This is a genomic window from Pseudescherichia vulneris (assembly GCF_902164725.1).
Classification (GTDB): Bacteria; Pseudomonadota; Gammaproteobacteria; order Enterobacterales; family Enterobacteriaceae; genus Pseudescherichia; species Pseudescherichia vulneris.
The window spans coordinates 698,712-709,817 of sequence record NZ_LR607338.1; the positions used below are offsets into that span (position 1 = coordinate 698,712).

Sequence of the window (11,106 nt, forward strand, 5' to 3'; positions counted from 1 at the left end):
TAACATGGCCTCATCAGTGCGCCACGATATACATCGTCCGGGTGTAGGCGACGTCCTCGGGGTTATTGATCGGATAACCCTTGAGCCACGGCTTGATCAGCCGCCCGTTAGTATATTGATAAATTGGCGCGATGGGTGCTTCCCGCGCCAGAATCTTCTCGGCCGCGTTGTAGTCCGCGTTGCGTGCTTTGGCGGTTGGCTCCATAGCCGCCTGCTTCATCACCTTGTCATAAGCCGGATCGTTGAAGCGGGAGATGTTGCCGCTGTGGGTAGAGGTCAGCAGCGACAGGAAGGTGGATGGCTCATTGTAATCCCCTACCCATGAGGCGCGGATCACGTCGAAGTTGCCGGTGTTGCGGCTGTCGATATAGGTCTTCCACTCCTGGTTTTGCAGCTTCACGTCCACGCCGAGGTTTTTGCGCCACATCGAGGCCACGGCAATAGCGATCTTTTGATGGTTCTCAGAGGTGTTATACAGCAGAGTCAGCTTCAGCGAGCGGCTCGGCCCATAGCCCGCTGCCTGCAACAGCGTTTTAGCCTGCACGTTCAGCTCAGCCTGACTCAGTTGCTCTAATTCTGACGGATCGGGCGTAAAACCTGCCGTCACGTCAGGAGTAAACCGCCAGGCAGGCTTCTCTCCGGTTCCCAGCACCTTCTCTGCCATCAGGCGGCGATCGATGGTCATGCTCAGCGCCAGGCGCACGCGGGCATCGGCCGTCGGGCCTTTCTGGGTGTTAAAGGCATAGTAGTAGGTGCCCAGCTGCGGCGGGGTATAGACCTGGTCGGGGATATCCTTGAGCAGCTTCTGATAGAGGTTTTTCGGGAAGGACTCGGTGATATCGATATCCCCTGCCAGATAGCGCTTGGTTGCCGCTGACTCCTGGTTAATGGGAATAAAGGTGACGGATTTAATCACCGTTTTGCCGTTATCCCAGTAGTGGGCGTTAGGCTCCAGCACCAGCTTCTCGTTGACCACGCGATCCTTGAGCACGTAAGCCCCGTTACCCACCAGCTTGCCCGGCTGGGTCCACGTCTTGTCGCTCTCGACGTTGGCTTTTTGCACCGGATAGAAGGCAAAGCTGGCGGCCAGATTAGCAAACCAGGGCAGCGGGTTATCGAGCTGTACGCGCAGGGTATGCGGGTCGACCGCCGTCACCGCCAGCGTGTCCGGCGCGGCTTTGCCATCAATGATGTTCTGCGCATTGCCGATGCCTGCCAGTGCGGCAAACCAGGCGAAAGGCGATGTGGTTTTAGGATCGACCAGCCGCTGCCAGCTGTAGACAAAGTCCTGAGCGGTGACCGGCGAGCCGTCTGACCAGCGGGCGTCTTTACGCAAGGTAAAGGTCCAGCTGCGGTTATCGCTGGTACTCCACTTCGTCGCTACGCCGGGGACAATCTCCCCCTTCTCATTCTGATTTACCAGCCCCTCATAGAGATCGCGGATCACCTGAATCTCCGGCAGCCCCACGGCTTTAGCAGGGTCAAGGGTGGCAGGCTCATCTTTAATATGGCGCACCAGCGTCTGCTGCGCCGCCAGCTTGGTTCCGGCAGGCACGTCTGCGGCAAAGGAGGGTGAAGAGAGACCGGATAGCCACAGCGCAGCGCAAAGGAGGGAGACGGGATATTTCATGAGATGACCCTATAGCAAAAGCCCAGAGAAAAGATGGGATAATTATTTGTTTTCGCATGGAGAAATGCAAACGGCTTAGCAAGATAAGGTGATATTTACTGCCTCGCTCGCATCCTGAATGAAACAATTTGAAAAGCGCTGCGCTTTGCCTAACACTTTGTTTATCCCCTGTCTGAAAGGATTGCTATGACCGCCTCACGCCCACGCGCCGAACGGGGCGCTTTTGCTACCGGAATGGCGCACTATGGCCGCTCGCGACTCGGCGCGCCGCTTGTCTGGTTTCCCGCCCCCGTTCCCTCCAGGGAGAGCGGGCTGATCCTCGCCGGTACCCACGGGGACGAGAGCGCAGCGGTGGTTACCCTCTCCTGCGCGCTGCGTACCCTTGAGCCTGACCTGCGCCATCATCACGTCGTGCTGGCAGTGAACCCCGATGGCTGCCAGCTGGGTCTGCGGGCCAACGCCCAGGGGGTCGATCTCAACCGCAACTTTCCCGCCGCCAACTGGCGGGCCGGGGAGACCGTCTATCGCTGGAACAGCGCCGCCAGCGCCCGGGACGTGGTGCTGCTGGCTGGCGATGCGCCGGGCTCTGAGCCGGAAACCCAAAGCCTGTGCCAGCTTATTCATCGCCTGCATCCGGCCTGGGTTGTGTCGTTTCACGATCCGCTGGCCTGCATTGAGGATCCCACGCAAAGCTCGCTGGGCCACTGGCTCGCCGAGGCGTTTGCCTTGCCGCTGGTGCGCAGCGTCGGCTACGAAACGCCCGGCTCGTTCGGCAGCTGGTGCGCAGATATTGGCCTGCACTGCATCACCGCCGAGCTACCGCCGATCTCAAACGATGAGGCCAGCGAGCGCTATCTGCAGGCGATGACGCGCCTGCTGCGCTGGACGGATCAGAGGTGAAGCTGACCGGTGCTGAAGTGCAGCGCCGGTTCAACGTCCACCGCCAGCCAGGTCGGGCCATCGAGATCGGCAAAGCGTGCCTGAGAGGCCAGCGGCAACGCCGCCGCGATCGCCCGCGACGTACAGAGCATGCAGCCCAGCATCAGCGCAAAGCCCTGGGCCTGCGCCTCGCTAGCCAGCGCCAGCGCCTCGGTCAGTCCGCCGGTTTTATCCAGCTTGATGTTGATCATCTCATAGCGTCCGGCAAGGGTTTTCAGACTGCTACGGGCGTGGCAGCTCTCATCGGCACAGATCGGCAGCGGGTGGATAAAGTTCTCCAGCGCCGCGTCATTGTTAGCAGGAAGCGGCTGCTCCAGCATCGCTACGCCGAGATCTGCCAGCAGCTGACAGCGCGCCGCCAGCCCTTCGCTGTGCCAGGATTCGTTGGCATCGACAATCAGCGTTGCCTCCGGCACGGCGGTACGGATCGCCACCAGCCGCTCGCTGATTAAACGGTCGTCAAGCTTGATCTTCAGCAGCCGCGCACCCTTCTCCCATAGCGCGGCCGCGCTGGCCGCCATCTGCTCCGGCGTCCCAATCACTACCGTCTGCGCCGTGGTGAGATCAGCCGGCAGCGCCACGCCCAGATGCTCCTTAAGGCTGACGCCCAGCCGACGAGATTCAAGATCCCACAGGGCACTGTCAACGGCGTTGCGCGCGGCTCCCGGTGGCAGCAGGGACTGCAGCTGCTGGCGGCTAAGGCCGTTCTCCAGCTGTGGCACGATGGTCATGATCTGGGCAATCACCGACGCATCGCTCTCGCCATAGCGTGGGTAGGGCGTGCACTCTCCGCTCGCCTTTATCCCCTCTTCTTCCAGCTCAACGACCACGACCCGCGCCTCGCTGCGGCTGCCCCGAGAGATGACAAACGGCGAATGCAGGGGCCAACTCTCTTCATAGACCTTAACTGTTCTCATTCCTGGCTCCTTTAACGGAATGTAAAAGTATAGTGTTGAAAAGCGGGACAAAAATAGGTTTGCCGTGATTAAGGCCGATCACGTACACTAGCGGCGACGTTAACTATATGTAAACAGGAAGATATTCATGTCACAAACCGTTCATTTCCAGGGCAACCCGGTTGCTGTTGCTGGCACTATTCCGGCAGTGGGTAGCAAAGCACACCCTTTCACTCTGGTCGCGAAGGATCTGACCGACGTTACGCTGGCGCAGTTTGCGGGTAAGCGCAAAGTGCTTAACGTGTTCCCGAGCATCGACACCGGTGTTTGCGCCGCCTCCGTGCGTAAATTCAACCAGCTCGCCACCGAAATGAAAGACACCGTGGTGCTGTGCATCTCCGCCGACCTGCCGTTTGCCCAGTCGCGTTTCTGCGGCGCGGAAGGCCTGAGCAACGTGATCACCCTGTCGACCCTGCGTAACGCCGACTTCCTCGAAAACTACGGCGTAGGCATTGCCGACGGCGCGCTGAAAGGCCTGGCCGCGCGTGCGGTCGTGGTTATCGACGAAAACGACACCGTCGTATTCAGCGAGCTGGTGAACGAGATCACCAACGAGCCGGACTACGAGGCTGCCCTGCACGCGCTGGCCCAGTAAGCGTAGCTGCATTAAAAAAGAGCCTTCATCACTGAAGGCTCTCTCGTTTTACTCCTCGCCCTTCTTCTGGCTCAGACCATACTCCCGCAGCTTATTAGCTATAGCGGTATGTGACACGCCCAACCGTTTCGCCAGCTTGCGCGTGCTGGGATAGTTGCGATAAAGCTGAATCAACACCGATCGTTCGAAGCGGCTGGTGATATCGTCCAGCGATCCCTCCATCGCCTCTTCCCCGACCGCGACGGTTCCCGCATCGTAATCTGGCAGCAAGATGTCCTGCGGGCGCAGCTCGTAGCCTTCCAGCTGCGTTAGCGCACGGTACACCGCGTTTTTCAGCTGACGCACGTTGCCCGGCCAGCTGTAGCGGGTCAGGACGTTGCTAAGATCGGTAGAAAGCTTGGGACGCGGAACGCCCTGTTCGTCGGCAAAGCGGGCCACGAACAGCTCGGTCAGCGGCATGATGTCCTGAGGGCGATCGCGCAGCGGAGGCAGATCCAGCGTCAGCACGTTCAGGCGGTAGTAGAGATCTTCTCGGAAAATCCCCTTCTGTACCAGCTCCACCAGATTTCGCTGGGTGGCGCAGATCACCCGCACGTCAACGTGGACCTCGTGATCCTCGCCGACGCGGCGGAAGGTGCCATCATTCAGGAAGCGTAGGAGCTTCACCTGCATGCGCGGCGACATCTCGCCAATTTCATCCAGCAGCACCGAGCCGCCGTTGGCCTGCTCGAAGAACCCTTTTTTACCTTCCGGCGCATGGCCAAACAGCTCGCTCTCTACCGCATCCTCAGGGATAGAGGCGCAGTTCAGGGCCAGATAGGGTTTGGCCGCGCGCGGGCTGGCCAGGTGGCAGGCATGAGCCAGCAGATCTTTGCCGGTGCCGGTATCACCAACGATGAGCAGCGGCGCGCTGAGCATGGCCAGCTTGCGTGCCTGATCGATGACGTGGCGCATCTTCGGGCTGACGGCCACGATCTGATTGAAGGCGCTGGCGTCCTGGCTGACCAGATCCTGCAGCTGGCGACCCATGCGGATCGTCGATCGCAGCATCACCACCGCGCCGGTCAGCAGCGGATCGCCGGCCTCGCCTTCGAGGTGGACCGGAGTGATCTCCATTAAGAAGTTCTGCCCGTTGATAACCACGTGCTCGTGGTGCGACGCCTGCGGGTTGCCCTCCAGCCAGCGCTGGAAGTTAAAGCCAGTAATCAGCTGGGGGGCGGTGTGGTTGCGCAGCCGGGCCTGGCTCTGACCGAAAAGCTGACAGCTGGCCTGGTTCGCCAGCTCAACCTTGCTTTTCATATCCAGAGAGAGCACCGGCTCGGGCAGCGCTTCCAGCAGCGCGCTCATGGCGCGATGTTCACGCTCGGAGGGCATCCATAGGACGGTGCGCACGTCAGTCACGCCGGAGATGCGGCGAATTTCAGCCATCAGGCTGCTGAAGTCATTAAAATCCAGTTCAGCAAAATTGAGGTAGATCCGGCCGATGGGGTCGATCTCGATGCCGCGTAAATCGATACCTCTGAGCACCAGCAGATCCAGCAGCTCGCGGGTCAGACCAAGACGGTCTTCACAAAAGACTTCAAGACGCATGGGAGTTGCCACCCTTAAACAGTCAACGTATCTAAGAATGATAAGACACTTATCGGTAGTCAGGAAGCTATCTGTCAACAATTATTGACAGAGCGGTGGAAAACCCACCGCCATGGCGTAAAGATAAGCGGTCAGTCACGTTTTTGTGTGCCGCTGCGCTGCATATTGGCCTTTAGCTCGCCGATAAGCTGGCGGCGGAAATCGGCCAGCCGGGGTTTATCCTCTTCCAGCCATGGCAGCGGACGGCATAGCTCCATCGCCTTGATCCCGAGACGTGCGGTAAGCAGTCCGGCACCAATACCCTGCGCGGCGCGAGCGGAAAGCCGGGCGGCGAGATCCTGCGACAACCAGTCCATGCCTACCTCACGCACCACTTCGCTGGCCCCGGCGAAGGCGATATTGAGCAGCACCAGGCGAAACAGCCGCAGGCGACTAAAATAGCCCAGCTCAATGCCGTAGAGCCTGGCGATGCGGTTAATCAGCCGCAGGTTGCGCCAGGCAATAAACGCCATGTCGACCAATGCCAGCGGGCTGACGGCAATCATCAGCGTTGAGCCCGCCGCCGAGAGGCTGATTTCGCGCCGGGCTTGCGCATCCACCACCGGCTGCACCAGCCGGGCATAGAGCGTGACGATCTCCCGGTCGCTTTGCGTCTCGTGGATGGCGGCGTACCAGCGCTGCAAAGCAGGATGCGCCTGATCGATACCCGCCTGGCGAGCCAGCCTCTCGCAGAAATCGCGCCCCTTACCCGTACCGTGGCTATGCAGCAGCAGGCTGGCCTCGTCGCGAGCCTCTGCGCGCTGGCGCAGCCGCCACAGCCGCCGCCACTCTCCGGCCACGGAGCCTACCCCCGCACCGACGATGAGCGCGCCGGCAGCACAGCCACCCAGCGCTACCCAGTCGTGGGTCTGCCAGGCGTCCATCGCCCACTGCACGCCCTGCCCGACCACGCTGACGCCAAACAGCGCCAGCCCGGCCAGCACCATCGTGCGCCAGAGGCTACGCCGGGGCCGCAGCGCCGCCTCGACGCTCGCTTCCGGCTGCGGCGTGTCGGTCATTATCTCTTCAGCCTGCAGCGGCGTAAACTCTCCCGCCTCGGTATCGCTAAACGCCTGCGCGGCCTTAAACTCTTCACGCACCGGCATTGCAGGCTGTTCGGTAAAATCGACACGTGGTTTGATGGGCTCGTTCATCGCAGCTTATCTCCCAGTAAAAATTCCAGCGCCGCATCAAGACGAATGTGCGGCATCGGGGTATCCACGTCCATCACCCGTGGACGAAAGGCCTCAAACTGAAAGCCCTGCTTCTCCCAGAACGCCTGTCCCGGCAGCCGGGCGGGAACATCGCCTGGATAGACCGTTAACGGTTTGCCATCGCTGAGGCGATCCCCGCGCAGCGCCGGGATTTTGTTACCGTTGACGTCCACCAGGCCGCTCTCCGTGGCCTGCACCGCCGCCAGTCCCAGGCAGTCGATATCGATCCCCTCAAAGGCGGCGTTTTGCCAGGCGTCGGTGACCAGCTGCTGGAGGAGAGAGACCATATTGGCATGCTGATCGACGGTAACGTGATCGGCTTTGGTGGCGGCAAACAGCAGTTTATCGATAACCGGCGAGAAAAGGCGACGAAACAGCGTCCGCTGCCCGTAGTGAAAGCTCTGCATTAGTTGGGTAAGGGCGAGGCGCATGTCGTTAAACGCCTGCGGCCCGCTGTTGAGCGGTTGCAAGCAGTCCACGAGTACGATCTGACGATCGAAGCGCAGGAAGTAGTTTTTATAGAACCCTTTGACCACGTTTTCGCAGTAGTAGTTGAAGCGCTCGCGCAGCATCCCGGCGTTGCTGCTCTTATCCGCCTGGGCCAGCTTCGCCTCGCCCGTATCGTCCACGTCCGGCCAGGGGAAGAACTGAAGCGCCGGCGCACCGGCCATCTCGCCCGGCAGTATAAAGCGCCCCGGCTGGATAAAGTGCAGCCCCTCGGCCTTACACTGGTGCAGGTACGCCGTCCAGGCATCGGCAATCTCTGCTAGCCGGTTTTCATCGGCCGGAGCCAGCGGATCCAGCCCGGCACAAAGCTCCCGCCAGCGGGCAGACCACTCTTTTCGGTGACCCTGTAACATACCGGTCATCTGTCGCGACCAGCTGGTATAGTCCTGCGCCAGCATGGGCAGATCCAGCAGCCACTCGCCGGGATAGTCAACAATCTCTAAGTAAAGGGTGGCGCTGTCGGTGAAATGGCGCAGCAGGGAGTCATTCGAGCGGTAGCGCAGCGCCAGACGCATCTCGCTGACGCCGCGCGTTGGCGTCGGCCACGTGGGTGGCGTACCGTAGAGTTGGGCAATGCCCTCATCCCAGGTAAAGCGCGGGGTACCGAAATCACGCTGCGGCACCCGCTTTACGCCCAGCAGGCGCTCCTCGCGAACCGCGCTGAAAAGCGGCAGGCGTGCACCGTTGTGGATATTCAAGAGCTGGTGGACCATCGCGGTGATAAACGCCGTTTTGCCGCTGCGGCTCAGGCCGGTAACAGCCAGGCGTAGATGCCGGTCGACACCACGGTTAACGAGGGCGTTAAGCTCAGATTTAAATCGCTTCATAGCCATCCTGTTTTGCCCTGAAGTGAAAGATTCGATAAGAGAAGGAGTATAAGGCGGCAGGTGCAGTGGGATCTATGCCCAACAAAAGCAAGCGGCGCAAAGGTTGCGCCGCCAGAGAATCATTTCATGTTGCGCGATACGCGCGTCGCGAGGCGTTTAAGCATCGGCTCCAGCGCCAGCGCCAGCAGCATTTTCACCGGACGGCGTGCCACGGATTTGATTGCCCAGCCTGCTACGCCCGCCGGGCCGTAGCGCAGCGCGGTCAGCAGCACCAGCTTGCCTGCAATTTTTAGTGCCGGTTTAGCTTTTTTGCCGGTCTGTTGCCATTTGCTATTCATCATTTACCTCGTTAGGTCGTTATATCAGAGCTGACGGAAACGGCTGCGCAGCGAAAACGTATCGGAGGTGACGTAGCGCTCCATCTCGCGGAGACGCTTCTCGCCTGATGCCAGCTCTGCGTCCACCGCATTCAGCAGTTCACTGCTTGTCGGTGCCGCTTCGCCATCCATTTCCCCCTCCGGCATCGGATCGAGCACGAAGGTGAGAATGATGTAGGCGAGCACCACAAAAAAGAACAGGCCAAAAAGCATTGCCAGCACCGTAATCAGGCGCACCAGCTTTACCGGTACGTCAAGATAGTGGGCAATCCCGGCGCAGACGCCTTTCACCATTCCCTGCTGGGGAATTCGCCACAGTTTTTTATTAAAAAATTCATTCATTAGCGATCCCTCCAGTTCGGGTGCTCTGCATCAAGAATAGCTTCCAGAGAGGCTATCCGCTCGCGCATCCGTTTTGCTTCGTCGTTGAGCTCGGCCAGGCGCTGCTGCTCGCTTTGCGAAAGGGCATCGCGACCGCTGCGGTTGTTGTAGTGCAGCCACAGCCAGACCGGCAGGACAAACAATACAAACAGGGTCAGAGGAATAGCCAAAAATAGCGCGCTCATGTGTACTCCTTACAGATGAGGGGCGGCGTAAACGGACGCCACCCGGTAGTGTTCATCGTTTGTTATTATTGAATATCTTGTTTCATTTTGGCTTTCAGCTGCGCCAGTTGCTCGCTGATTTCATCGCTCGCTTTCAGCTCGGCAAACTCCTGATCCAGCGACTTCTGCTTGCCAAAACCGTGGCTCTCCGCTTCGGCTTCCATCTGGTCGATACGACGCTCGAAGGATTCAAAACGTGCCATGGCTTCATCCAGCTTGCCGCTGTCCAGCTGACGGCGCACGTCGCGGGAAGAGCTGGCGGCCTGGTGACGCAGGGTCAGCGCCTGCTGACGCGCACGGGTCTCGCTGAGTTTGTTCTCCAGCTCGCCAATCTCTTTTTTCATGCGGGCCAGCGTTTCATCAACCAGAACCACTTCCTGCTCAAGGGTCGTGATAATGTCGGTCAGCTTCTGTTTTTCGATCAGGGCAGCGCGGGCCAGATCCTCTTTCTCTTTACGCAGCGCCAGCTCGGCCTTCTCCTGCCATTCTGCCTGCTGGGCAGTAGCCTGTTCAATACGACGCGACAGCTGTTTCTTTTCGGCTAGCGCACGTGCAGAGGTGGAACGCACTTCAACCAGCGTGTCTTCCATCTCCTGAATCATCAGGCGTACCAGTTTCTGTGGATCTTCCGCCTTCTCCAGCAGAGAGTTGATGTTGGCGTTCACGATGTCGGCAAAACGAGAAAAAATACCCATAATGTAATCCTCATATTTTATGTAATCGGGCTAAGCCCTGCTGCTAAGTTAATACAAGACCCATGCCAACTTTTTAACTTATTGATTTATAAATAGTTGATTAATTTTACCGCTGCGGCATTTTGGGTTACAGTGGTGAATAACACTAACTAATAGCGAATTTCATCATGGCAGAATACAAGGATAATCTTCTTGGAGAGGCCAACAGCTTTCTGGAAGTGCTGGAGCAGGTTTCACGCCTCGCCCCGCTGGATAAGCCGGTGCTGATTATTGGTGAGCGCGGAACGGGTAAGGAGCTGATCGCCAACCGCCTGCACTTTCTCTCCGGGCGTTGGGACGGGCCCTTTATCTCGCTGAACTGTGCCGCCCTTAATGAAAACCTGCTGGACACCGAGCTGTTTGGTCATGAAGCTGGGGCCTTTACCGGGGCGCAGCGTCGCCATCCTGGCCGCTTCGAGCGCGCCGACGGCGGCACGCTGTTTCTCGACGAACTGGCTACGGCCCCGATGCTGGTTCAGGAGAAGCTGCTGCGGGTGATTGAGTATGGCGAGCTGGAGCGCGTCGGCGGCAGCCAGCCGCTGCAGGTTAACGTCCGTTTGGTATGCGCCACCAATGCCGATCTGCCTGAAATGGTACGCGACGGCACCTTCCGCGCCGATCTTCTCGACCGGCTGGCCTTTGACGTGGTGCAGCTCCCGCCGCTGCGCGAGCGCCAGAGCGATATAATGCTGATGGCAGAGCACTTCGCGATCCAGATGTGCCGCGAGCTGCGCCTGACGCTGTTTCCAGGCTTTACCGATCGCGCCAGGGAGACGCTGCTGGACTACCGCTGGCCGGGTAATATTCGCGAGCTGAAGAATGTCGTGGAGCGCTCGGTCTACCGCCATGGCACCAGCGAGGTGGCGCTGGATCAGATTATTATCGATCCTTTCCAGCGCACCGCCTCTCCCGAGCCCGTTGCAGAGACGCTCCCTGGGATGCCAGAGCTGCCTCTCGACCTGCGCCAGTTCCAGACCGTGCAGGAGAAGAATTTGCTGGAGGCTGCGCTACAGCAGGCCAAATTTAACCAGAAGCGCGCCGCAGAGCTGCTCGGCCTGACCTACCACCAGCTGAGGGCGCTGTTGAAAAAGCA

General features: G+C 59.5%; 12 protein-coding genes. 3 read left to right on the forward strand and 9 right to left on the reverse strand.

Features of this window, described 5'->3' with window-relative positions; translation table 11 throughout:
• Window positions 1-13 precede the first annotated feature (13 nt).
• Complete coding sequence (locus tag FN633_RS02840) at window positions 14-1,630, reverse strand: peptide ABC transporter substrate-binding protein (RefSeq protein ID WP_154056659.1); 1,617 nt, start codon at window positions 1,628-1,630, stop codon at window positions 14-16.
• A 186-nt stretch (window positions 1,631-1,816) separates the two neighbouring features.
• Here FN633_RS02840 and mpaA point away from each other — a divergent pair, with 186 nt between their 5' ends.
• The gene (gene mpaA, locus FN633_RS02845) at window positions 1,817-2,530 is read left to right on the forward strand and encodes a murein tripeptide amidase MpaA (RefSeq protein ID WP_154056660.1); all 714 of its coding nucleotides are present in this window, start codon (window positions 1,817-1,819) and stop codon (window positions 2,528-2,530) included.
• Here the strand turns inward: mpaA and ycjG are convergent.
• Window positions 2,521-3,486 carry an L-Ala-D/L-Glu epimerase gene (ycjG, locus tag FN633_RS02850; protein ID WP_154056661.1) on the reverse strand — a complete coding sequence of 322 codons (966 nt, stop codon included), beginning with the start codon at window positions 3,484-3,486 and terminating at the stop codon, window positions 2,521-2,523. The genes mpaA and ycjG overlap by 10 nt on opposite strands.
• Before the next feature lie 127 nt (window positions 3,487-3,613).
• Here ycjG and tpx point away from each other — a divergent pair, with 127 nt between their 5' ends.
• A complete protein-coding gene (gene tpx / locus FN633_RS02855; RefSeq protein ID WP_154056662.1) occupies window positions 3,614-4,120 on the forward strand; it encodes a thiol peroxidase in 507 nt (168 codons plus the stop codon).
• Window positions 4,121-4,168: 48 nt separating this feature from the next.
• On the opposite strand, the gene tyrR is transcribed toward tpx, so the two are convergent.
• From tyrR to pspA, 7 genes are all read right to left on the reverse strand, one after another.
• Window positions 4,169-5,710: a transcriptional regulator TyrR gene (gene tyrR / locus FN633_RS02860; RefSeq protein ID WP_154056663.1), complete on the reverse strand. Its 1,542-nt coding sequence runs from the start codon at window positions 5,708-5,710 to the stop codon at window positions 4,169-4,171.
• Window positions 5,711-5,841: 131 nt separating this feature from the next.
• Window positions 5,842-6,903: a TIGR01620 family protein gene (locus FN633_RS02865; RefSeq protein ID WP_154056664.1), complete on the reverse strand. Its 1,062-nt coding sequence runs from the start codon at window positions 6,901-6,903 to the stop codon at window positions 5,842-5,844.
• A complete protein-coding gene (locus FN633_RS02870) occupies window positions 6,900-8,297 on the reverse strand; it encodes a YcjX family GTP-binding protein (protein ID WP_154056665.1) in 1,398 nt (465 codons plus the stop codon). Before FN633_RS02870 ends, FN633_RS02865 begins: the two co-directional genes overlap by 4 nt.
• A gap of 119 nt (window positions 8,298-8,416) precedes the next feature.
• Window positions 8,417-8,635, reverse strand: a complete 219-nt coding sequence (pspD, locus tag FN633_RS02875; protein WP_103820060.1) for a phage shock protein PspD — start codon at window positions 8,633-8,635, stop codon at window positions 8,417-8,419.
• Between the two features lie 24 nt (window positions 8,636-8,659).
• Complete coding sequence (gene pspC / locus FN633_RS02880; protein ID WP_154056666.1) at window positions 8,660-9,016, reverse strand: envelope stress response membrane protein PspC; 357 nt, start codon at window positions 9,014-9,016, stop codon at window positions 8,660-8,662.
• The gene (gene pspB, locus FN633_RS02885) at window positions 9,016-9,240 is read right to left on the reverse strand and encodes an envelope stress response membrane protein PspB (RefSeq protein WP_154056667.1); all 225 of its coding nucleotides are present in this window, start codon (window positions 9,238-9,240) and stop codon (window positions 9,016-9,018) included. Before pspB ends, pspC begins: the two co-directional genes overlap by 1 nt.
• 65 nt (window positions 9,241-9,305) lie before the next feature.
• A complete protein-coding gene (pspA, locus tag FN633_RS02890; protein WP_042394253.1) occupies window positions 9,306-9,974 on the reverse strand; it encodes a phage shock protein PspA in 669 nt (222 codons plus the stop codon).
• 152 nt (window positions 9,975-10,126) lie between these two features.
• On the opposite strand from pspA, the gene pspF reads away from it, so the two are divergent.
• Window positions 10,127-11,106, forward strand: a 980-nt coding sequence (pspF, locus tag FN633_RS02895; protein ID WP_208674157.1) for a phage shock protein operon transcriptional activator, incomplete at its 3' end; no start/stop codon positions are given.